This is a genomic window from Ketogulonicigenium vulgare WSH-001, assembly GCF_000223375.1.
GTDB classification, from domain to species: Bacteria; Pseudomonadota; Alphaproteobacteria; order Rhodobacterales; family Rhodobacteraceae; genus Ketogulonicigenium; species Ketogulonicigenium vulgare.
Window position 1 is genome coordinate 683487 of the sequence record NC_017384.1, and the last position, 20307, is coordinate 703793.

Here is a 20307-nt window from a genome sequence, read left to right on the forward strand (position 1 = left end):
TGCAGCACCTCTCGCATGATTGCGATAATAAAAATCTATCTACCTACAGTGACATAGAGGTAAGCGGTCCTGCAAGGCTAACTGTTACCCGCTAACAGCATCTTAACAATCGCGGGATCGGCGGTCTGACGTCATTGTCTGCTTGCCTTGGCCGGGGAAATTCTTTATCCGCCCCAGAGAATATGGCCTTTTTGGGCAGACCAAGGGGCGTGAAGGCGGGTCGTTCCGCCAGATATCGAAAGCTGAAGGACGCAAAAATGCAGGTCACCGAGACCCTCAACGAAGGACTGAAGCGCGGCTATGCCATCACGGTGACCGCTGCCGAACTGGACGCGAAGGTCCGTGAGAAGCTTGACGAAGCCGCGCCCGAAATCGAGATGAAGGGCTTTCGCAAGGGTAAAGTCCCCTTCGCGCTGCTGAAAAAGCAATTCGGCCCGCGCCTGCTCGGCGAAGCCATGCAAGAAGCTGTCGATGGCGCGATCAACGACCATCTGGCCGCCACCGGTGACCGTCCGGCGATGCAGCCCGAAGTGAAAATGACCAACGAAGACTGGCAAGAAGGCCAGGACGTCGAAGTCACGCTGTCCTATGAAACGCTGCCCGCCGTTCCCGAAGTCGACCTGTCGGGCGTTGAAATCACCCGCCTGAGCGTCAAGGCCGACGATGCGGCCATCGACGAAGCGCTGGCAAACCTCGCCGATACCTCGAAGCAATTCGAAGACCGTCGCAAGGGCTCCAAGGCCAAAGACGGCGACCAAGTGGTCATCGACTTCTTGGGTAAAGTCGACGGCGAAGCCTTTGAAGGCGGCGCGGCTGAGGATTACCCGCTGGTTCTGGGTTCGAACTCGTTCATTCCCGGCTTTGAAGAGGGTCTCGTTGGCGTGAAAGTCGACGAAGTGAAGGACGTGGAAGTCACCTTCCCGGAAAACTACGGCGCTGCCCATCTGGCTGGCAAAGCTGCTGTTTTCACCTGCACCGTCAAAGCCGTGAAAGAGCCCAAAGCCGCCGAGCTGAACGACGAGCTGGCCAAGCAATTCGGCGCCGAAGACCTTGAAGGTCTGAAAAAGCAGATCGCGACCTCGCTGGAAGGCGAATTTGCCGGTGCCTCGCGCGCTGTTGCCAAACGCGCCCTGCTGGACAAGCTGGACACGCTGGTCTCGTTCGAGCTGCCCGAAGTGCTGGTTGAGGCTGAAGCCGGTCAAATCGCGCATCAACTGTACCACGAAGAGCACCCCGAAGACACCAACCACACCCATGGCGAGATCGTCACCACCGACGAACACCGCAAACTGGCTGTGCGCCGCGTGAAACTGGGTCTGCTGCTGGCGGAACTGGGCCAAAAGAACGAGATCAAGGTCACCGATTCCGAGTTGACCCAAGCGATCCTGAACCAAGCCCGCCAATACCGCGGTCAAGAGCGTCAGTTCTTTGAATTCGTGCAACAAAACGCTGCTGCCCGTCAGCAGATCCAAGCCCCGATTTTCGAAGACAAGGTCGTGGACTTCATCTTCAGCCAAGTGAAAGTTGAAGAAAAAGACGCCACCAAAGAAGACCTGCAAGCCGCTGTCGAGGCGCTTGACGTCGAATAAGTCCCGCCTTCTGGGATAGGAAAGGGCCACCCGATTGGGTGGCCCTTTTGCATTGCAGTGAGAGGGCCACCCCTTAGGGCGGCCTTTGGTCTTACAGGTTGATGCGGAACTGGGAAAAACCGCCCTCGGCCGGGCCGATATGGGTGATCGTCAACCCTTGCACCTGATCGGCGTATTCAATCGCACGCGGGCCGGTTTCAAAGATCACCGTGGTGCCCTCCATCGGGGCAAAGCGCCAATTGCCATCGGCGCTGGGGTTGATCGTGCCCTGATCGACGATATAGCGCACCAGCGCGTCGCGGTTCGTGTCGGGCGCAACCAGAATGATGGTCGAGCCATCCGCCCCCGGGAAACTGCCGCCGCCGCTGGCGCGATAATTGTTCGAGGCGACGACGAACTGCTGCGCCGGGTCCACCGGCGCGCCGTTCCATTGCAGGTTCACGATACGGTTCGTATCTGCACTCACCACCGCCCCGTCGCGGTCGAACATGGCCGGTTGGCTCAGGTCGATCTGATAGGTCACCCCGTCGATCACGTCGAAATTATAGCTGGGGAAATCAGGGTTCAGCAGCAGCGCGTCGCTGGCGCCGGGGGTGATCTGGTTGAACATGCCCGCCGAACGCTCGAGCCAGCCTTTCAACTGTGCGCCGGTGATCAGCACGGCCTGCACGGTGTTTGGATAGAGGTAAAGGTCGGCCACGTTGCGGATCGCGATATCGCCCGCAGGTACGTCGGTATAATAATCGGGACCACCGCGCCCGCCTGCCTTGAACGGGGCAGCAGCGGACAGCAGGGGCAGGCCCTCATATTCGGTGCCGCGCAGCAGGTCGGCGACATACCACAGCTGCGCCTGCGAGACGATCTGCACCGAAGGGTCATCCGCCACCAGCGCGAAATAGCTATAAAGCGGCGCGCTGGTTTGGCCGACGGCGCGGCGGACATAGGCAAGGGTCGCCTCATGCTCGACCCGCGCGGCGGATTGCACGGCGGCCACGTCGCCCACGGCGGCGGTCACGCGATNTTCGGCGTCGCGGGCGGTGATCGGGCGAGCCTCGACCTCGGCGCGGGCGATGGCCCAAGCCGTGCCGTCATGTTCCAGCATCAGATCGACCAGACCCATATGGCTGCCCCAGAAACCGGCCATGACGGCAGGTTTGCCGCCAATGGTGCCAGCACTGGCATCGACGCCCTCGGTGCCCTCATAATCGGGGCCGGGAAAGACGCGGTGGGAATGGCCCAGCAGCAGCACGTCGATGCCCTCAATCGCCGCCAGCGGGATGGCGGCGTTTTCCTGAGCGGGGTCGGCACCCACCTCGCCAATGCCGGAATGGCACAGGGCGATGATGATCTCGGCCCCCTCGGCCTTCATCTGGGGCACATAGGCCTCGGCCGCCTCGACAATGCCGCGCGCGGTGACATTGCCATCCAGATGCGCCTTGTCCCAGGCGGTGATCTGCGGCGGGACAAAGCCGATCACGCCGATGCGCAGGGGCAGGGTGCTGCCATCGCCCAAGGTCATCTCGCGGTCCAGAATCACATAGGGCGCGACCAGCGTCACATCCTCCAGCGGACTCTCGCCCGCGCTGGTGATCGCATTGGCGCAGACCACCGGAAAGCCCGATCCGGCCAGCGCATTGGCCAAGAACGGCAGGCCATAGTTGAATTCGTGGTTCCCCAGCGTCCCCGCCGCGTAATCCAGCGTGTTCATCGCATTGATGATCGGGTGGGTCTGACCCGGCTCCATGCCGCGCTCATAGGCGATGTAATCGCCCAGCGGGTTGCCTTGCAGCATATCGCCATTGTCGAACAGGATGCTGTTCGCGGCCTCGGCGCGGATACCCTCGATCAGGCTTGCGGTGCGCGAGAGGCCTGCCGTGTCGATGGCGCGGTCGGCGTAATAATCATAGGGATAGACATGGACGTGCAGATCCGTCGTTTCCATGATGCGCAGATGCGCCTGATTGCTGGCGGCGCGCACCGAGAACGGATGCATCACGGCCAGCGTCGCACCGGTGGTGGCCAGAAAATGCCTGCGCGAGAGGCGAAATGTCATGGGAAGGCTCCTTGAAAACTGCCGCCAGCCTGACAGGCGGGGGTTACAAGGCAATGACAGCGTGACAGATGTCCCCGTCGTGGCAGCAATCCGCGCAGCACAGGGCACCGTCATGTCGCAGCTGCATAAAATATCCGCGCAACAAAAAACCGCGCCCGAGGGGCGCGGTTTTCTGGTCGCAATCACAGGATTGCTTATTCTTCGTCTTCGTCGACAGCGCCGCCGATATCGTCGAACAGCTCGGCGATCTCGAATTCTGCAGCAGCTTCAGCTTCTGCAGCCAGTTCGCGGATCGACTTGCCAGCGGCTTGCAGTTCAGCTTCTTCAGGCGAACGGGCCACGTTCACCGAAACGGTGACTTCGACTTCGGGGTGCAGACGCACGGTCACATCGTGAACGCCCAGATCTTTGATCGGAGCAATCAGTGCAACTTGGTGACGGTCAACGGTGAAGCCTGCAGCAGTTGCCGCTTCAGCGATGTCGCGACCAGCGACCGAACCGTAAAGCACGCCGCCGTCCGAAGCCGAACGGATGACGATAAAGCTTTGACCGGCCAGCGTTTCGCCAACGGCTTCGGCTTCTTTACGGGTCTCGAGGTTACGAGCCTCGAGCTGCGCCTTTTGCGATTCGAATTTCGCAATATTTGCAGTGGTTGCGCGCAGCGCCTTGCCTTGGGGCAGCAGGTAGTTACGGCCGTAGCCGTCCTTGACCTTGACCACTTGACCCATCTGGCCAAGCTTGGCGACGCGTTCCAGCAGGATGACTTCCATGTGGAATACTCCTTATTTCACAGCGTAGGGCAGCAGGGCCAGGAAGCGCGCGCGCTTGATAGCCTGTGCCAGCTTACGCTGGTTCTTTGCCGAAACGGCGGTGATGCGGGCGGGAACGATTTTGCCGCGCTCGGAAATGTAGCGCTGCAGAAGACGGGTGTCTTTGTAATCGATCACGGGTGCGCCTTCGCCCTCAAAGGGGTCGGACTTACGGCGACGGAAGAAAGGCTTGGTTGCCATGTGCGTTATTCCTTATGACCTGAGATCAACGACGCTCGCGGCGTTCGCCGCGCTCGGGACGGTCGCCACGCTCGCCGCGGTCACGCTCGTCACGCTTTTGCATCTGAACCGACGGGCCGTCTTCATGTGCATCGACCTTGATGGTCAGAACGCGCATGACGTCGTCGTGCAGACGGGCCAGACGTTCCATCTCCAGCACAGCAGCCGCAGGGGCGTCGGTGCGCAGATAGGCGTAATGGCCTTTGCGGTTTTTGTTGATCTTGTAGGCCATCGTTTTAACGCCCCAGTATTCCGACAGAACAACGGCACCGCCGTTGTCAGCCAGAACGGCCGAGAAGTGTTCGATGAGGCCTTCGGCCTGCGCGTTGGACAGATCCTGACGCGCGATCAAGACATGCTCATACAGGGGCATGTTTTCTCCATGTGTCATGCGCATTTCAACGGGATGGCTTACTTTCCGCACCACCCCTCGAGAGACTGCGCCGTTCATATCTATGGCGGAAAGATGGGGCCTTATACAGGCCCCGCGCGTTTGCGCAAGGCTTTACGCCCTTATTTGGTTGCCAGTTTCATCAGGATCAGCCCCGAGAGCAGCAGCAGCGCCGCAATGACGCGCATGGGGGTCAGGGCCTCGCCCAGAAACAGCACGCCGATGGTAAAGGCACCAATCGCGCCGATCCCGGTCCAGATCATATAGGCGGTGCCAAGGGGCAGCACTTTCATCGCCATCGACAGCAGCGCAAAGCTGAACACCATCGTGACGATGGTGATGCTGGTATAAAGCGGTTTGGTGAACCCGTCGGACAGTTTCATCGTATAGGCCCAGACGATTTCAAACGCGCCAGCCAAAACCAGATAAACCCAAGCCATTTTCAAGCCTCATCACAATCGGGTCGTCCCGAGACATGCATGAAAATGTGGGTCGTCCCACGCCCTATAATATGATGACGTATCGCGCGCTTTTCAAGCCAGCAGTTGAGAAACCCGCCCAATTTGACTAGTGAGGTTGAAAACGTAATGAGGAGAGAGCCCTTGCGCGCATTCGTATTCCCCGGACAGGGGTCGCAGGCCATAGGAATGGGCCGTGCCCTTGCCGATCACTATCCCGCCGCGCGCGCCGTCTTTGCCGAGGTTGATGATGCGCTGGGTGAAAGCCTGTCGGCGCTGATCTGGGAGGGCGATATCGAAACGCTGACCCTGACGCGCAACGCGCAGCCTGCGCTGATGGCCACATCGATCGCCGCGCTGCGCGCGCTCGAGGCCGAGGGCGTCAAGATCACCGACGCCGGTTTTGTCGCGGGCCACAGCCTTGGCGAATATTCCGCCCTTTGTGCCGTCGGCGCGCTCGGCCTCGCGGATAGCGCGCGGCTGTTGCGCATTCGCGGCGATGCGATGCAGGCGGCTGTGCCCGTCGGCATTGGCGCGATGGCTGCGATTCTGGGCCTCGATTTTGCGACTGTTGCCGAGATTGCCGCCGAAGCTGCCCAAGGCGAGGTCTGTCAGGCCGCCAATGACAACGACCCCTCGCAGGTCGTCGTTTCGGGTCACAAGGCCGCGGTCGAGCGCGCCTGCGAGATTGCAAAGGCCAAAGGCGCCAAACGCGCGCTGCTGCTGCCGGTCTCGGCGCCGTTCCACTCGGCCCTGATGCAGCCTGCGGCCGATGTCATGCGGGACGCGCTGGCGGCGGTGACGATTAACACGCCCGCCGTGCCCGTGGTCGCGAATGTGGTCGCATCCGCTGTGACCGACCCCGCGGCGATTCGCGATCTGCTGGTGCAACAGGTGACCGGGTCAGTGCGCTGGCGCGAATCCGTGCAATGGATGGCGGCAAATGGCGTGACCACCGCATGGGAAATTGGTGCGGGCAAGGCGCTGTCGGGCATGATCCGCCGCATTGAAAAAGATATCGCGTGCCTGAACATCGGCACCCCCGAGGAAGCGGCCGCAGCCGCCGCAACCCTTTAAGGAGAGAATGACATGTTTGACCTGACCGGCAAAAACGCCCTGATCACCGGCGCCTCGGGCGGTATTGGCGCCTCTATCGCGCGCGCACTGCATGGGGCAGGGGCTGTGGTGACGATTTCCGGCACCCGCCAAGCGCCGCTGGATGCGCTGGCCGCCGATCTGGGCGATCGCGTCCATGTCATCACCTGCAACCTGTCGGACGCCGAGGCGGTCGAGGCGCTGCCCAAAGCCGCCGCCGCCGCCATGGGCTCTGTCGATATTTTGGTGAACAACGCCGGCATCACCCGCGATAACCTGTTCATGCGGATGTCGGATGCGGAATGGGATGATGTGATCAACGTCAACCTGACCTCGACCATGCGCCTTGCGCGCGGTGTGATCCGCCCGATGATGAAATCGCGCTGGGGCCGCATTATCAATATCTCGTCCATCGTCGGCGCAACCGGCAACCCCGGTCAGGCGAACTATGCCGCGTCCAAGGCTGGTATGGTCGGCATGTCCAAGGCCATCGCCGCCGAGGTTGCCAGCCGCGGCATCACCGTGAACTGCATCGCGCCGGGCTTTATCGCGACTGCGATGACCGACGCCTTGAATGAGGGCCAGCAAGCCACCATCTTGGGTCAGGTTCCGGCCGGACGCATGGGCAACCCCGAAGAAATCGCGGCGGCTGTCCTCTATCTGGCCAGTGTCGAGGCAGGTTACGTCACGGGCGCTACGCTGCACGTGAACGGCGGAATGGCGATGATTTAAGGCATTTCGCCCCTTCCCGTCGCAATTGGACGGGGGTAGGCTGATTTGCGGGATGTGAAAGCGTTTGCCTTCGGATAAAATCCTGCTATGAGCCGCCGTAATTCTGGCTGGGTCCTATGATGGGGCCCGGTGGAATGGGCCCGGTGCCGGGCAGTTGAATCGCCCCCATTTCCGGGGGTATTGAAAAGCGGGCACAAGCCCAGAGAGACATGAGGACATTTAGATGAGCGATGTCGCAGAGCGCGTACGCAAGATCGTTGTAGAGCACCTTGGCGTTGAAGAGGACAAAGTGGTTGAAGCCGCGTCCTTCATCGACGATCTGGGCGCAGACAGCCTGGACACCGTTGAACTGGTGATGGCCTTCGAAGAAGAATTCGGCATCGAAATCCCCGATGACGCCGCCGAGACCATTCAAACTTTCGGCGATGCCGTGAAGTTCATCTCGGAAGCGCAATAATCGTTTCACGATTTTTGCATGACGGCGCTGACTTTCGGGTCGGCGCCGTTTTCTTTTGCGCTGCCAGCTTTTCTTGACTTTGACGCGCCCCCTCCCAATCTGGGAACAGGAGGACGCATCATGTCAGAACCAGTGATCAAAGGGCCGGCATCCTATTTTCCATCCATTGAAAAGACATACGGCCGCCCCATTTCCGAATGGCAGGCGATGATCCGCGCGCAGGGCGACCGCAAGCATATGGAGCTGGTGCAATGGTTGAAAGATCAACACCAGATGGGCCACGGCCATGCCAATGCCTTGGTGGCGCACACACTTGCCGAGGATCGTAAAGGTTAAATCGGGTTGGCCTTGGCCGCGACCGCGTGTATCAGATGCGGCAAAACTTCCGAGGAAGGGTAGAATATGCGTCGTGTTGTCGTAACGGGCCTTGGCCTTGTGACCCCTCTGGCCGATGGGGTCGAGGAAAGCTGGTCGCGTCTTTTGGACGGCCAGTCGGGTGCAGGCCCGATCAAGCAGTTTGATGCCAGCCACCTGGCCACCACCTATGCCTGCGAGGTTCCCTTGGGCGATGGCACGGACGGCACGTTCAACGCCGACCGCTATATGGAGCCGAAAGACCAGCGCAAGGTCGATGATTTCATCATCTTTGGCGTTGCCGCCGCGCAGCAGGCGGTCGAGGATTCGGGCTGGGTGCCGCAAACCGACGAGGATCGTTTCCGCACCGGCGTGATGATCGGCTCGGGCATCGGCGGTCTGAAATCCATTGCCGAAACCGCCGTTCTGATCAAGGAAAAGGGGGCGCGCCGCGTCTCGCCTTTCTTTATTCCGGGCGCGCTGATCAACCTGATCTCGGGTCAGGTCGCGATCAAACACGGCTTTAAGGGCCCGAACCACGCGGTCGTCACCGCATGCGCCACCGGCGCCCATGCCATTGGCGATGCGGCCCGTCTGATCAAATACGGCGATGCCGATGTCATGGTCGCCGGCGGGGCCGAGGCCTCGATCTGCGAAATCGGTATCGCGGGCTTTAACGCCTGCAAGGCGCTGTCGACCAAAGGTGCCGATAACCCCAAGGCCGCCTCGCGTCCCTATGATGCCGACCGCGACGGTTTCGTCATGGGCGAGGGCGCGGGCGTTGTCGTCCTTGAGGAACTGGAACACGCCCTTGCGCGCGGTGCAAAAATCTATGCCGAAGTGCTGGGATATGGCCTGTCGGGCGATGCCTATCACATCACCGCCCCGTCCGAGGACGGCGAAGGCGGCGCGCGCGCCATGGCGATGGCGATGCGCGATGCGGGCATCAGCGCGTCGGACATCGACTATGTCAACGCGCATGGCACCTCGACCATGGCCGATACGATTGAACTGGGCGCAGTCGAGCGTCTGCTGGGCGATGCGGCCAGCAACGTCACCATGTCCTCGACCAAATCGGCCACCGGCCACCTGCTTGGCGCAGCGGGCGCGATCGAGGCTGTGTTCTCGATCCTCGCGATCCGCGATCAGGTCGCACCGCCCACGATCAACCTTTATAATCCGGCGGTCGAGACGAAAATCGACCTCGCGCCGAATAAGAAAGTCGAGCGCAAGATCGACGTGGCGCTGTCGAATTCCTTTGGTTTTGGCGGCACCAATGCCAGCCTGATCGTTGGGAAATACGCCTGATGTGGAAGCACCTGGCGTCAAGTTTCCTGACCTTTGCGGTTGTTGCGCTGTTTTTGGTGGCGGGTGTCATCACTTGGGGCGTGCGGGAATATGCGGCGCCGGGGCCGCTGCAGCAGTCGGTCTGCCTGCGGGTGCCCGCAGGCGGCAGCTTTGGCCGCGCGGCGGAAAACCTTGGGGAACAAGGTGCGATCTCGTCGGTCACTTTGTTCAATCTGATGGCTGACTATCGCGACATGCGCAGCCAGTTGAAACAGGGGGCCTTCCTGATCGCGCCCGGCTCCTCGATGGAACAGATCACCGATCAGATCACGCGCGGCGGCGCATCCACCTGCGGCGCGCAGGTGGTCTATGTCGTCAGCGTGAATGATTTCAGCGCCCGCGTGCGCGAACTTGATCCTGAGACGGGCCGCTACGGCGAGGTTGCCCGCTTTAACCCCGCCGCCGAGGACGCCGTCCCCGCCGAATATACCACCGCGCTGGCCGAGGGCGATGTGCAACTGACCGTGCAAGTGGTCGAGGGCACGACCGTCTGGCAAGTGGTCAATAGCCTGAACGCAATGGATGTGCTGGAAGGCGATGTGACCGACCTGCCGCCCGAGGGGACATTGGCCCCCGATTCCTATGAAATCCGCCGTGGCACGGCTGTCGCCGATCTGCTGGCACAGATGCGGACGCGTCAGGACAATATCCTGCAAACCGCTTGGGCGGCGCGCGCCGATGACCTGCCCGTGACCACGCCCGAAGAGGCGCTGATCCTTGCCTCGATCATCGAGAAGGAAACCGGCGTGCCGGACGAGCGCGGCGAGGTGGCCGCCGTCTTTGTGAACCGCCTGCGTCAGGGGATGCGTCTGCAAACCGACCCGACGGTGATCTATGGCGTGACCGAGGGGCGCGGCGTGCTGGGACGCGGCCTGCGCCGGTCGGAACTCGACACGCCAACGCCTTGGAACACCTATACGATTCCCGCGCTGCCGCCGACGCCCATCGCCAACCCCGGCCGCGCCAGTATCGAGGCTGCGCTGAACCCGCCGACCAGCCCCTATATCTTCTTTGTGGCTGACGGCACTGGCGGGCATGCTTTTGCAACGACGCTGGACGAGCATAACCGCAACGTCGCGCGCTGGCGGGCTTTGGGTAACTAAAGCCAGCAATCGGTTAATGCGCCGCCCGCGCAAGGCCCTTGCGGCGCATCTCATTGCCAGCGCACGGTGCGCCGCGTAATTTGGGCACACTGGCACAATTGCATCAGGCCCCACGGGAAACCGTGGGGCTTTTTGCGTCTGTGCCAGCCCCTCAGACAAGGCGCACGATCATGGCTGACGATTTACACCCCCCGAATTTGGCACCAAACCAAGACATCCAGCGGCAACTGCGCGATGCGATGGTGCTGCTGCTGTCGGTGCGCGGCTCGCTCGCCGATATGCTGGCGGAACTCTCTGCCGGCAATCCGGGCCCGCTGCGCGAGATTGCCCCCAAACAATCGGAACTCGAGACCGCGCTGCGGCGCGCCTTTGATACCGAGCAGAAGTTCAACGACTGGTATGCGAAATTTGCCAAAGGGACCGCTGATGACACACTCGATTATGACGCGATCCGCGATGAAATCGGCTGCCGCCTGGCTCGCCTCAACCCCTGCTGCGACGCGGGCTGAGTTCTTGGGCGCGCTTGCCGATCACCAGATCGCGGCGCTGCCCTGGCTGTTCGAGTTTTGGGCGCTGCCGCATCAACTGCCGCCCTCGGGCGATTGGCGCACATGGGTCATCATGGGCGGGCGCGGCGCGGGCAAGACGCGGGCAGGGGCCGAATGGGTGCGCAGCATGGTCGAAGGGCCGCGCCCCGATACCCCCGGCCGCGCCAAACGGGTCGGCCTTATCGCCCAGACGATGGATCAGGCGCGCGAGGTGATGGTCTTTGGCGACAGCGGGCTGATGGCCTGCTGCCCGCCCGCGCGCCGCCCCGAATGGATCGCGGGCCGCGCCATGCTGCGCTGGCCGAACGGGGCCCAGAGGCGCGCCTGTTTTCCGCCCACGACCCCGAGGCTTTGCGCGGCCCCCAGTTCGACGCCATCTGGGCGGACGAGGTCGCCAAATGGCGCCTTGCGCAAGAGGCATGGGACATGCTGGTGATGGGCCTGCGGTTGGGGGATGACCCGCGCGCCTGCCTGACCACCACCCCGCGCGGCGGGCCGTTCCTGCGCAAGCTGCTGGCCCAAAGCGGCACCGTGATGACCCATGCCCCCACCCGCGCCAATCGCGCCAACCTCGCCCCCGGCTTTGTCGCCGCGGTCGAGGCGATGTTCGAGGGCTCGCATTTGGGTCGTCAGGAACTCGATGGCCTGCTGGTTGACGAGGCCGAGGGCACGCTGTGGCCGCAGCACCTGCTGGATGCGGCCTTGCAGCGGCAGGCGCCCCCGCTGGATCGCATCGTGGTCGCGGTCGATCCGCCCGTGACGGGTCATGCGGGTTCGGACGCCTGCGGCATCATTGTCGCGGGGGTCGAACAGCGCGGGGCCCCCACCGACTGGCGGCTGTGGGTGATCGAGGATGCAACCGTGCAGGGCGCGTCCCCCCATACCTGGGCCAGCGCCGCCATCGCGGCCTTTCACCGCCACGGCGCGGATCGCCTCGTGGCCGAGGTGAACCAAGGCGGCGCGCTGGTGGAAAGCGTGCTGCGCCAGCTTGACCCGCATATCCCCTATCGCGCCGTGCGGGCCAGCAAATCCAAGGGCGCGCGCGCTGAACCCGTCTCGACCATTTACGAGCGGGGCCGCGCCTGCCACCTGCCGGGGCTAGCGCTGCTTGAGGCGCAAATGTCCCTGATGACGCTGCAGGGCTTTACCGGCAAAGGCTCGCCCGACCGGGTCGACGCGCTGGTCTGGGCCGCACACGAGCTGATGCTGGGGGCAGGCGGCGCATCGCCCCAGATCCGCGCTATCGGCTAGCGCAACGGGCAACGCGCGGTGCCACCGCCGCGCGTTAACCCCCATCCCCGATAACCCCCCTTAAGCGCAAGACGGCAGCAGCGAGGGGCACATGTTCGGATTTGGCGAGAAAAAACAACCGGCGCCGCTGGTCGAGGTCAAAGCCTCGGCGGCGGGAAAGGTGGTGGGTTTCGGCACAGCCGGTCGCACCGGATTCCAGCCGCGCGAGGGATCATCGCTGGTGCGCGCGGGCTTTGCCGCCAACCCCATCGGCTTTCGTGCCGTGCGCCTGATCTCTGAGGCGGCCTCGGCCCTGCCGCTGATCTTGCAAGACGCGACGCAGCGCTATGACACCCACCCCGTGCTGGATCTGCTGGCCCGCCCCAATCCCGCCCAAGGCCAGCTTGAACTGTTCGAGGCGATCTACGCCCAGCTTTTGTTGACCGGAAATGCCTATGTCGAGGCCGTGTCGGATGGCGCGCTGCCCACGGAACTGCATGTCCTGCGCAGCGATCGTATGTCGGTCGTGCCGGGGCCCGATGGCTGGCCCACCGGTTATGACTATGCGGTGGCCGGGCGCAAACACCGCTTTGACGCCGCCGCGATCTGCCATATCCGTGCCTTTCACCCCCATGACGACCATTACGGCCTGTCGCCCCTGACGCCCGCGGCGGCGGCGGTCGAGGTGCATAATGCCGCCTCGCGCTGGTCGCGGGGGCTTTTGGAGAACGCGGCGCGGCCTTCGGGCGCGATTGTCTTTCGCGGCGCCGATGGCAACGGCACCTTGTCCAACGGCCAATTCGACCGGCTGGTGGCCGAGATGGAAAGCCAGCATCAGGGCGCGAGGAATGCCGGACGCCCGATGCTGCTTGAGGGCGGCCTCGATTGGAAGCCGATGGGCTTTTCGCCCTCGGACATGGAATTCCTGCAAACCAAAGAGGCCGCCGCGCGCGAGATTGCCACCGCCTTTGGCGTGCCGCCCATGTTGCTGGGCATCCCCGGGGACGCGACCTATGCCAATTACCAAGAGGCGAACCGCGCCTTTTACCGCCTAACCGTGCTGCCTTTGGCGTCGCGGGTCACGGGTGCGCTGGTGAATTGGCTGGACGATTTTGCGGGCACCTGGCTGGATCTGCGGCCCGATCCCGACCAGATCGCCGCCTTGCAAACCGAACGCGACGCCCTGTGGGCACGCGTGGGCGCCGCAAGCTTCCTCTCGACCGCCGAAAAACGCGCCTTGCTCGGCCTTCCCGGAGAGCCAGATGGAGCCGCGTGAGCGCCCCTTCCTCTGCGCCCCCGGCCTGAAGATCGAGGCGCAGGAGCGGCTGGTCGCGCTGCAATTCCAGCAATTGCAGCAACAGCTTGCCCGGGTAGAGGCGCTGATCGAGCGGTTAGAAAAACGTCTGTGGCTGACGGTTTACGGCGTTTTGGGCGCGATTCTGGCGCAGGCGTTTCAATCATTCCTGTCGGTTGCTCCCGGTTAAATGGAGGGGATTTTGGATCTCGAATATAAATACGCAACGCTATCCGCGCCCGATCCTGCGGGCGTGAGCGTCGCAGGCTATGCCTCGGTCTTTGGGCTGCGCGATCAAGGCGGCGATATCGTGCAAAAGGGGGCCTTTGCCGCTTCGCTCGCGCGTCTTGCCGCTGCTGGCACCAAGGTGCGGATGCTGTGGCAGCACGACCCCAGCCTTCCTATCGGCGTCTGGGACGAGGTCACCGAGGATGCCACCGGCCTGCGCGTCAGCGGCCGCCTGCTGCCCGAGGTCGCCAAGGCCGCCGAAGTTTCCGCGCTGCTGGCGGCCGGTGCGATCGACGGCCTTTCCATCGGCTATCGCACCCTGCGCTCTACCAAATCGGACACAGGCACCCGCCTCTTGCACGAGGTCGAGCTGTGGGAGGTGTCGCTGGTGACATTCCCCATGCTGCCCAACGCCCGCGTACACACCAAAACCGACGCCGCGCTGATCGCTGCTTTGCGCAGCGCCCGCGCCACCATCCGCAACCTCTAGGAGCCGCCATGGATACGCCCTCCGTAACCGACGAGATGAACGGTTTCATCTCTGATTTCAATGTCTTTGCAGGCGAAGTGAAACAACGTCTTGAACAGCAGGAGACCCGCATGACCCGTCTTGACCGCAAATCCGCCTACCGTCCCGCCTTGTCCGCTGCCGTCGACACCGACGCGCCGCATCAAAAGGCCTTTGACGCCTATTTGCGCTCGGGCGACGATGACGGCCTGCGCCATATCGAGATCGAGGGCAAGGCGATGTCCACCGCCGTCGCCGCCGATGGCGGCTATCTGGTCTCGCCGCAAACCGCGCAAACGATCCAGTCGGTGCTCAATGCCACCGCCTCGATCCGCGCGATCTCGAGCGTCGTGAATGTCGATGCCAGCAGCTATGACGTGCTGGTCGACCGGACCGAGCCGGGCGCGGGCTGGGCGAGCGAGACCGGCACCGTTGCAGAAAGCACGACCCCGGTCATCGACCGCATTTCGATCCGCCTGCATGAACTCTCGGCGCTGCCCAAAGTCTCGCAGCGCCTGCTCGATGACAGCGCCTTTGATCTTGAAGACTGGCTCGCCACCCGCATCGCGCAGCGCTTTGCCCGCGCCGAGGCGGCCGCTTTCGTCAATGGCGATGGCGTCGATAAGCCGAACGGCTTCCTGACGGTGACGAAAGTCGCGAATGCCAGCTTTAGCTGGGGCAACCTCGGCTATGTCGCAACCGGCTCGACCGCAGCGCTGCCTGCGGATTCGATCGTCGATCTGGTCTATGCGCTGGGCGCCGAATACCGCGCCGGCGCCAGCTTTGTGATGAACTCCAAAACCACCGGCGTTTTGCGCAAGCTGAAAGACAGCGACGGCCGCTTTTTGTGGTCTGACGGCCTTGCCGCGGGCGAGCCTGCGCGCCTGATGGGCTATCCCGTTCTGATTGCCGAGGACATGCCCGATATCGCCGCCAATGCCTTCCCCGTCGCCTTTGGCAATTTCACCGCTGGCTACACGATTGCCGAACGCGCCGACCTGCGCGTCTTGCGCGACCCGTTCTCGGCCAAGCCGCATGTGCTGTTCTATGCGACCAAACGCGTCGGCGGTGCGGTCACCGATTATGCCGCGATCAAGCTGCTGCGCTACGCGACCGCGTAAATCCAACGGGCGGGGCCATCAGCCCCGCCATCCCCCCAATGATCACACGGAAGGGCTGGGCGCGATGATGCTGGTCGAAGAAACAACGGTGGATGATGCCGCCTTGCCGGTCGCGGCGCTGGGTGCCTTCCTGCGCCTCGGCTCTGGCTTTGGCACGGATGGGTTGCAAGATGACCTGCTGCGCGCCTTCCTGCGCGCCGCCCTTGCCGCGATCGAGGGGCGTATCAACAAAATCCTGATCGCTCGCAGCTTTGCGCAGCAGATGACATCCGGTCAGGCGATGGCGGTCGGCCCTTTGCGCGCGGTGCTGTCGGTGACGGTGGATGGCACGGCGCAGCCCTATGCGCTGGCGGGCACAACAATCACCGCGCCGACAACGGCCAAGCTGACCGTCCGCTATGACGCCGGGCTGGCGGATGATTTCGCCGCGCTGCCCGCCGATTTGCAACAGGCGGTGCTGATGCTGGCGGCGCATTATTACGAATACCGCCAGGACCCGGCGCTGGACGGCGCCTGTATGCCCTTTGGCGTCTCGGCCCTGACCGAACGCTATCGCACGCTGCGTCTGTCGATGGGGGCCCGCACATGAGGCCGCCGCGCATGAACCGCGCCCTAATCCTGCAGGCCCCGACCCGCACCCCCGATGGCGCGGGCGGCTATACGCAAGGCTGGCAGACCCTCGGCACGCTTTGGGCTGCGGTGACACCTGCCACGGGGCGCGAGGCGGCGGCGCTGGGCGCGGCACTGGCGCGCGTGCCGGTGCGCATCACCCTGCGCGCCGCGCCCGCCGGCGATCCCCGCCGCCCCATCGCGGGCCAGCGGCTCACCGAAGGGCCGCGCAGCTTTCTGATCCTAGCGGTGCAAGAGACCAGCGCCCGCCTGCTGACCTGCATTGCCGAGGAGGAGCTGGTGCGATGACCCAATCCCTTGCCCTGCAACAGGCGCTGTATACACGGCTGACGGCCGCGCTCGATGGCGTGGACATCTATGACGCGCTGCCCAGCGGCCCCGTGCCCGCGCTTTACGTCGCCCTCGGCCCCGAGGAGGTCGAAGACCTTTCCACGCATGAGGGCGCGCTGACCATCCACGAGGTGAAAATCTCGGTCATCGCGACGGGTGGCGGCTTTGGCAGCGCCAAGACCATTACCACCGCCATCACCGAGGCGCTGGCCGCGCCGCTCACCCTGCCGTCCTTTACCGCCAGCCCCGCGCAATTCCTGCGCGCCTCGGCCAAGGGCACATCCGCCTCGGGGGCCGAGCGCCGCATCGACCTGTTCTTCCGCATCCGTATCGAACCCTAAAGGAGCCTCATATGAGCGCGCAAAACGGCAAGGATCTCCTCATCAAGATCGACATGACGGGCGATGGCCTGTTCGAGACCGTCGCGGGGCTGCGCGCCTCGCGGATCAGTTTCAACGCCGAAACGGTGGATGTCACCACGATGGAAAGCCAGGGCGGCTGGCGCGAATTGCTGGCCGGGGCGGGGATGCGTTCGGCCTCCGTGTCCGGCGCGGGCGTGTTCCGCGACCAATCCACGGACGAGCGGATGCGCGCCCTGTTCTTTTCCGGCGAGGTGCCCGCCTTTCGCATCATCATCCCGCATTTCGGCGCGATCGAGGGCCGCTTTCAGATCACCGCGCTGGAATATGCCGGCACCTATAATGGCGAGGCCACCTATGACGTGACCCTCGCCTCGGCAGGCGCACTGACATTCGAGGCCGAGGTATGAGCGCCAATCCTCATGCGGGCGAGGTCGAAATCCCGCTCGACGGCGTCATCCACATCGGCCGTCTGACCCTTGGCGCACTGGCGCGGCTGGAGGCGGATCTGCAATCGGGCAATCTGCCCGATCTGGTCGCGCGGTTTGAAAGTGGCGATATCCGCACGGCGGATGTGCTGGCGCTGATCGTTGCGGGCCTGCGCGGCGGCGGCTGGCAGGGCACGGCGGCGGATCTCGAGCAGATCGACGTGGGCGGCGGGCCGCTGGCAGCGGCGCGTATTGCAGGCCAGCTTTTGGCCCGCGCCTTTGCAAGCGCGGGATAAGCCCATGGATTTCCCCGGCCTTTTGCGCCTTGGCCTGCAGCATCTGCGCCTGAAACCCGCCGAATTCTGGGCGCTGACGCCGATTGAACTGATGCTGATGCTGGGCCTTGCAGCAGGCAGCCAACCCATGGCGCGCGCGCGCCTTGATGCGCTCGTCCGTGCCTATCCCGATCACGCCCCACTCCAGGAGGCCACCGATGGCTGACACCACCACCGCCGAGCTTCAGCAAACCCAATCCGTCACCGCCGCCTTCAACGCGGGCCTGCGCGAGATGCGCGGCACGCTATCGGCGACCTCGCGCGATGTGGCGGGGCTGGAACGCGGCCTCTCGCAGGGGCTGCGCCGCGCCTTTGACGGGCTGGTGTTCGACGGCGACCGCCTCAGCACGGCGGTCAGCAGCATCGCGCAAAGCGTTCAAAACGCCGCCTATAACGCCGCCATGCGGCCCATCACCGACAAGATCGGCGGCTGGTTGGCCAGTGGCATCGAAAGCCTGATGCCTTTCGCTGAGGGTGGCACCTTCACCCAAGGCCGCGTCATGCCCTTTGCCAAAGGCGGTGTTGTCACCGCCCCCACCACCTTTCCGATGCGCGGCGGCACCGGGCTGATGGGCGAGGCGGGGCCCGAGGCGATCATGCCGCTGACGCGCGGCGCCGATGGCCGTTTGGGCGTCGCGGCGCAAGGCGGCGGCGGCGTCAATCTGGTGATGAACATCCAGACGCCCGATGCCGCCAGTTTCCACCGCTCGCAAAGCCAGATCGGCGCGCAGGTCTCGCGCCTTGTGGCGCGCGGCAACCGCAACCGCTGACAGGGGGGCATCATGGCCTTTCACGACATCCGCTTTCCCGCCGCCATCAGTTTTGACTCGCTCGGCGGCCCGACGCGGCGCACGGAAATCGTCACGCTGACGAGCGGCTATGAACAGCGCAACACCGCTTGGGCCCATTCCCGCCGCCGCTATGACGCAGGCGTCGGCCTGCGCTCGTTGGATGATGTCGCGCAGCTCATCGCCTTTTTCGAGGCGCGCGGCGGGCAATTGCATGCCTTTCGCTGGAAAGACTGGTCGGATTACAAATCCTGCGCGCCGTCCGCCGCGATTTCCGAAATGGATCAGACGCTTGGATATGGCGATGGCGCAACCGCCGACTGGCCGCTGGTGAAAAACTATGTCTCGGGCGAGGGCGCTTATGCCCGCCCGATCACCAAACCTGTCGCCAATACCGTCCAGATCGCCGTCGCCGGTCAAAAGCTGGACGAGGGGACGGATTACACGCTGAACCTTGGCCTTGGCCGCGTGATCTTTGCCAGCCCGCCTGCGCCGGGGGCCGAAATCAGCGCGGGCTTTGAATTCGACGTCCCCGTGCGGTTTGAAACCGACACGATCCAGATCTCGGTCTCGTCCTTTCGGGCGGGCCAAATCCCCTCCGTCCCCCTGATCGAGGTGCGCCCATGAGCGACCATTCCACCACCCGCTGCACCGCCTGGGCCATCACCCGCACGGACGGGCTGCAACTGGGCTTTACCGATCACGATGGCGATCTGACCTTTGCGGGCCTGACGTTCCGCGCGGGCGCGGGCATGAGCGGCGCGGCACTGGTGCAAGGCGCAGGCCTTGCTGTCGACAATACCGAAGGCTTTGGCATGATCACCGATGATGCCGTGGGCGAGGGCGACCTGCGGGCAGGCCGTTTCGACGGGGCCGATATCCGCATCTATCAGGTCAACTGGCGCGCCCCTGCCGACCGCAGCCTGATCTTTCACGGCACTTTGGGCGAGATCACCCTCGAGGATGGCGCATGGCGGGCCGAGCTGCGCGGCGCGGCCGAGGCGCTGTCCCGTCCCATCGGGCGCAGCTATCAGCGCGGCTGCGCGGCGGTGCTGGGCGATGCCGCCTGCGGCTTTGACCTCGATACCCCCGGCTTTGCGATGGATGCCGCGCTGATCGCGGTGGATGACACCACGCTGACCATCGCCGCGCCGGACCTTGATCCGCGCTGGTTCGAACGCGGCGTTGTGAAAATCACCACGGGGGCTGCGGCTGGCCTCTCGGGCATGATCAAATCCGACGCCAGCTTGGGCGCACAGCGGCTGATCTCGCTCTGGTCGCCCTTGGGGGTGCAACCGCAGGCAGGCGATCAGATCCGCCTGCTGCCCGGCTGCGACAAACGCCTCGCCACCTGCCGCGCGAAATTCGGCAATCTGCACAACTTTCGCGGCTTCCCCCATATCCCGGGCGAGGATTGGCTGATCGCCGCCCCTAAAACAAACGGCAGCGGCGAGAGCCTGTTCCGATGACACCTGACACCCTTGCCCGCGCATGGATCGGCACGCCTTTCGTGCACGGCGCTAGCCTGCAAGGGGTCGGGGCCGATTGCCTTGGCCTCATCACCGGCCTTTGGCGGCAGATTTACGGCCCCGCGCCGTGGCCGCTGGACTACAGCCCCGACTGGTCCGTAACGCTGGGGCCAGATGCGATGGCGCGCGCCGCCGACCGCTATCTGCCGCGCGCAGCGCAGCTTTATCCCGGCGCGCTGATGCTGTTGCGCCTGCGCCCGCATTTGCCGCCCGCGCATCTGGCCATCTGCGCGGGGCCGACGTTCATCCATGCCTTCCACGCGGGCGGCGTCGTTGAAAGCCCCCTCAGCCTGCCGTGGCGCCGCCGCATCGCAGGCCTTTACCATTTCGCCCCTAAACAGGAGTCCTAAC

General features: G+C 63.8%; 27 protein-coding genes and 1 pseudogene. 23 read left to right on the plus strand and 5 right to left on the minus strand.

Translation table 11 applies throughout. The features are described from left to right. Positions 1–257: 257 nt before the first annotated feature. The gene (gene tig / locus KVU_RS03370) at positions 258–1589 is read left to right on the plus strand and encodes a trigger factor (protein ID WP_013383930.1); all 1332 of its coding nucleotides are present in this window, start codon (positions 258–260) and stop codon (positions 1587–1589) included. 91 nt (positions 1590–1680) lie between these two features. Here the strand turns inward: tig and KVU_RS03375 are convergent, their stop codons facing one another. The 5 genes from KVU_RS03375 to KVU_RS03395 form a co-directional block, all read right to left on the minus strand. Next, positions 1681–3642, minus strand: coding sequence for a bifunctional 2',3'-cyclic-nucleotide 2'-phosphodiesterase/3'-nucleotidase (locus tag KVU_RS03375; RefSeq protein WP_014537606.1), 1962 nt, complete (start codon positions 3640–3642; stop codon positions 1681–1683). A gap of 194 nt (positions 3643–3836) precedes the next feature. Beyond that, a complete protein-coding gene (gene rplI, locus KVU_RS03380; RefSeq protein ID WP_013383932.1) occupies positions 3837–4412 on the minus strand; it encodes a 50S ribosomal protein L9 in 576 nt (191 codons plus the stop codon). A 12-nt stretch (positions 4413–4424) separates the two neighbouring features. After that, entirely contained in the window at positions 4425–4652 is a 228-nt protein-coding gene (gene rpsR / locus KVU_RS03385; protein WP_014537607.1) for a 30S ribosomal protein S18, read from the minus strand. Between the two features lie 25 nt (positions 4653–4677). Further along, complete coding sequence (gene rpsF, locus KVU_RS03390) at positions 4678–5064, minus strand: 30S ribosomal protein S6 (RefSeq protein ID WP_013383934.1); 387 nt, start codon at positions 5062–5064, stop codon at positions 4678–4680. A gap of 140 nt (positions 5065–5204) precedes the next feature. After that, a complete protein-coding gene (locus KVU_RS03395) occupies positions 5205–5522 on the minus strand; it encodes a DMT family transporter (RefSeq protein ID WP_013383935.1) in 318 nt (105 codons plus the stop codon). A gap of 162 nt (positions 5523–5684) precedes the next feature. Between KVU_RS03395 and fabD the strand changes: the two genes are divergently transcribed. From fabD to KVU_RS03505, 22 genes and pseudogenes are all read left to right on the plus strand, one after another. After that, on the plus strand, positions 5685–6617 hold the full coding sequence (gene fabD / locus KVU_RS03400; RefSeq protein ID WP_014537608.1) for an ACP S-malonyltransferase: 933 nt from the start codon (positions 5685–5687) through the stop codon (positions 6615–6617). Positions 6618–6629: 12 nt separating this feature from the next. After that, on the plus strand, positions 6630–7367 hold the full coding sequence (gene fabG, locus KVU_RS03405) for a 3-oxoacyl-[acyl-carrier-protein] reductase (protein ID WP_013383937.1): 738 nt from the start codon (positions 6630–6632) through the stop codon (positions 7365–7367). Positions 7368–7590: 223 nt separating this feature from the next. Next, positions 7591–7824 (plus strand): acyl carrier protein, encoded by a 234-nt coding sequence (locus KVU_RS03410; protein WP_013383938.1) that lies wholly within the window; start codon positions 7591–7593, stop codon positions 7822–7824. 18 nt (positions 7825–7842) lie between these two features. Beyond that, the gene (locus tag KVU_RS03415) at positions 7843–8160 is read left to right on the plus strand and encodes a DUF4287 domain-containing protein (protein WP_236953143.1); all 318 of its coding nucleotides are present in this window, start codon (positions 7843–7845) and stop codon (positions 8158–8160) included. 66 nt (positions 8161–8226) lie between these two features. Further along, on the plus strand, positions 8227–9486 hold the full coding sequence (fabF, locus tag KVU_RS03420; RefSeq protein ID WP_014537609.1) for a beta-ketoacyl-ACP synthase II: 1260 nt from the start codon (positions 8227–8229) through the stop codon (positions 9484–9486). After that, entirely contained in the window at positions 9486–10628 is a 1143-nt protein-coding gene (mltG, locus tag KVU_RS03425) for an endolytic transglycosylase MltG (protein ID WP_013383942.1), read from the plus strand. Before fabF ends, mltG begins: the two co-directional genes overlap by 1 nt. Positions 10629–10798: 170 nt before the next feature. Continuing rightward, entirely contained in the window at positions 10799–11137 is a 339-nt protein-coding gene (locus tag KVU_RS03430) for a hypothetical protein (RefSeq protein ID WP_013383943.1), read from the plus strand. Next, positions 11085–12427 (plus strand): annotated as a pseudogene (locus KVU_RS03435) (DNA-packaging protein). The gene KVU_RS03430 and the pseudogene KVU_RS03435 overlap by 53 nt, the downstream one beginning before the upstream one ends. A 91-nt stretch (positions 12428–12518) precedes the next feature. After that, positions 12519–13682, plus strand: coding sequence for a phage portal protein (locus KVU_RS03440; protein ID WP_013383945.1), 1164 nt, complete (start codon positions 12519–12521; stop codon positions 13680–13682). Continuing rightward, the gene (locus KVU_RS03445) at positions 13669–13890 is read left to right on the plus strand and encodes a GTA head formation protein, RCAP_rcc01685 family (RefSeq protein WP_013383946.1); all 222 of its coding nucleotides are present in this window, start codon (positions 13669–13671) and stop codon (positions 13888–13890) included. Before KVU_RS03440 ends, KVU_RS03445 begins: the two co-directional genes overlap by 14 nt. Further along, the gene (locus tag KVU_RS03450) at positions 13891–14418 is read left to right on the plus strand and encodes an HK97 family phage prohead protease (RefSeq protein ID WP_013383947.1); all 528 of its coding nucleotides are present in this window, start codon (positions 13891–13893) and stop codon (positions 14416–14418) included. It begins immediately after the preceding gene. Between the two features lie 8 nt (positions 14419–14426). Next, a complete protein-coding gene (locus KVU_RS03455; RefSeq protein WP_013383948.1) occupies positions 14427–15557 on the plus strand; it encodes a phage major capsid protein in 1131 nt (376 codons plus the stop codon). Between the two features lie 64 nt (positions 15558–15621). Then, positions 15622–16146 (plus strand): head-tail connector protein, encoded by a 525-nt coding sequence (locus KVU_RS03460; protein ID WP_014537610.1) that lies wholly within the window; start codon positions 15622–15624, stop codon positions 16144–16146. Beyond that, positions 16143–16475, plus strand: coding sequence for a head-tail adaptor protein (locus tag KVU_RS03465; protein WP_013383951.1), 333 nt, complete (start codon positions 16143–16145; stop codon positions 16473–16475). The genes KVU_RS03460 and KVU_RS03465 overlap by 4 nt, the downstream gene beginning before the upstream one ends. Then, positions 16472–16858 carry a DUF3168 domain-containing protein gene (locus tag KVU_RS03470; protein WP_014537611.1) on the plus strand — a complete coding sequence of 129 codons (387 nt, stop codon included), beginning with the start codon at positions 16472–16474 and terminating at the stop codon, positions 16856–16858. The genes KVU_RS03465 and KVU_RS03470 overlap by 4 nt, the downstream gene beginning before the upstream one ends. A gap of 11 nt (positions 16859–16869) precedes the next feature. Then, on the plus strand, positions 16870–17286 hold the full coding sequence (locus KVU_RS03475; protein ID WP_013383953.1) for a phage major tail protein, TP901-1 family: 417 nt from the start codon (positions 16870–16872) through the stop codon (positions 17284–17286). Next, complete coding sequence (locus KVU_RS03480; protein ID WP_013383954.1) at positions 17283–17600, plus strand: gene transfer agent family protein; 318 nt, start codon at positions 17283–17285, stop codon at positions 17598–17600. The genes KVU_RS03475 and KVU_RS03480 overlap by 4 nt, the downstream gene beginning before the upstream one ends. A 4-nt stretch (positions 17601–17604) precedes the next feature. Beyond that, positions 17605–17805: a rcc01693 family protein gene (locus KVU_RS03485; protein ID WP_013383955.1), complete on the plus strand. Its 201-nt coding sequence runs from the start codon at positions 17605–17607 to the stop codon at positions 17803–17805. Next, positions 17798–18409 carry an RcGTA-type gene transfer agent tail tape measure protein gene (locus tag KVU_RS03490; protein ID WP_013383956.1) on the plus strand — a complete coding sequence of 204 codons (612 nt, stop codon included), beginning with the start codon at positions 17798–17800 and terminating at the stop codon, positions 18407–18409. Before KVU_RS03485 ends, KVU_RS03490 begins: the two co-directional genes overlap by 8 nt. 12 nt (positions 18410–18421) lie before the next feature. Beyond that, on the plus strand, positions 18422–19054 hold the full coding sequence (locus KVU_RS03495) for a DUF2460 domain-containing protein (protein ID WP_013383957.1): 633 nt from the start codon (positions 18422–18424) through the stop codon (positions 19052–19054). After that, a complete protein-coding gene (locus tag KVU_RS03500) occupies positions 19051–19896 on the plus strand; it encodes a phage/gene transfer agent baseplate hub protein (protein ID WP_013383958.1) in 846 nt (281 codons plus the stop codon). The genes KVU_RS03495 and KVU_RS03500 overlap by 4 nt, the downstream gene beginning before the upstream one ends. Then, positions 19893–20306, plus strand: coding sequence for a C40 family peptidase (locus tag KVU_RS03505; RefSeq protein ID WP_013383959.1), 414 nt, complete (start codon positions 19893–19895; stop codon positions 20304–20306). The genes KVU_RS03500 and KVU_RS03505 overlap by 4 nt, the downstream gene beginning before the upstream one ends. Position 20307 lies beyond the last annotated feature (1 nt).

Coding starts and splice junctions, on each gene's coding strand:
- KVU_RS03450 (WP_013383947.1), top strand. CDS start 13,891: ATGGAGGGGATTTTGGATCTCGAATATAAATACGCAACGCTATCCGCG.
- KVU_RS03480 (WP_013383954.1), top strand. CDS start 17,283: ATGAGCGCCAATCCTCATGCGGGCGAGGTCGAAATCCCGCTCGACGGC.
- KVU_RS03470 (WP_014537611.1), top strand. CDS start 16,472: ATGACCCAATCCCTTGCCCTGCAACAGGCGCTGTATACACGGCTGACG.
- KVU_RS03395 (WP_013383935.1), bottom strand. CDS start 5,522: ATGGCTTGGGTTTATCTGGTTTTGGCTGGCGCGTTTGAAATCGTCTGG.
- rplI (WP_013383932.1), bottom strand. CDS start 4,412: ATGGAAGTCATCCTGCTGGAACGCGTCGCCAAGCTTGGCCAGATGGGT.
- mltG (WP_013383942.1), top strand. CDS start 9,486: ATGTGGAAGCACCTGGCGTCAAGTTTCCTGACCTTTGCGGTTGTTGCG.
- KVU_RS03485 (WP_013383955.1), top strand. CDS start 17,605: ATGGATTTCCCCGGCCTTTTGCGCCTTGGCCTGCAGCATCTGCGCCTG.
- KVU_RS03440 (WP_013383945.1), top strand. CDS start 12,519: ATGTTCGGATTTGGCGAGAAAAAACAACCGGCGCCGCTGGTCGAGGTC.
- KVU_RS03460 (WP_014537610.1), top strand. CDS start 15,622: ATGATGCTGGTCGAAGAAACAACGGTGGATGATGCCGCCTTGCCGGTC.
- KVU_RS03415 (WP_236953143.1), top strand. CDS start 7,843: ATGACGGCGCTGACTTTCGGGTCGGCGCCGTTTTCTTTTGCGCTGCCA.
- fabG (WP_013383937.1), top strand. CDS start 6,630: ATGTTTGACCTGACCGGCAAAAACGCCCTGATCACCGGCGCCTCGGGC.
- KVU_RS03465 (WP_013383951.1), top strand. CDS start 16,143: ATGAGGCCGCCGCGCATGAACCGCGCCCTAATCCTGCAGGCCCCGACC.
- KVU_RS03430 (WP_013383943.1), top strand. CDS start 10,799: ATGGCTGACGATTTACACCCCCCGAATTTGGCACCAAACCAAGACATC.
- KVU_RS03410 (WP_013383938.1), top strand. CDS start 7,591: ATGAGCGATGTCGCAGAGCGCGTACGCAAGATCGTTGTAGAGCACCTT.
- KVU_RS03455 (WP_013383948.1), top strand. CDS start 14,427: ATGGATACGCCCTCCGTAACCGACGAGATGAACGGTTTCATCTCTGAT.
- KVU_RS03505 (WP_013383959.1), top strand. CDS start 19,893: ATGACACCTGACACCCTTGCCCGCGCATGGATCGGCACGCCTTTCGTG.
- tig (WP_013383930.1), top strand. CDS start 258: ATGCAGGTCACCGAGACCCTCAACGAAGGACTGAAGCGCGGCTATGCC.
- KVU_RS03495 (WP_013383957.1), top strand. CDS start 18,422: ATGGCCTTTCACGACATCCGCTTTCCCGCCGCCATCAGTTTTGACTCG.
- fabF (WP_014537609.1), top strand. CDS start 8,227: ATGCGTCGTGTTGTCGTAACGGGCCTTGGCCTTGTGACCCCTCTGGCC.
- KVU_RS03445 (WP_013383946.1), top strand. CDS start 13,669: ATGGAGCCGCGTGAGCGCCCCTTCCTCTGCGCCCCCGGCCTGAAGATC.
- KVU_RS03500 (WP_013383958.1), top strand. CDS start 19,051: ATGAGCGACCATTCCACCACCCGCTGCACCGCCTGGGCCATCACCCGC.
- KVU_RS03490 (WP_013383956.1), top strand. CDS start 17,798: ATGGCTGACACCACCACCGCCGAGCTTCAGCAAACCCAATCCGTCACC.
- rpsF (WP_013383934.1), bottom strand. CDS start 5,064: ATGCCCCTGTATGAGCATGTCTTGATCGCGCGTCAGGATCTGTCCAAC.
- KVU_RS03475 (WP_013383953.1), top strand. CDS start 16,870: ATGAGCGCGCAAAACGGCAAGGATCTCCTCATCAAGATCGACATGACG.
- rpsR (WP_014537607.1), bottom strand. CDS start 4,652: ATGGCAACCAAGCCTTTCTTCCGTCGCCGTAAGTCCGACCCCTTTGAG.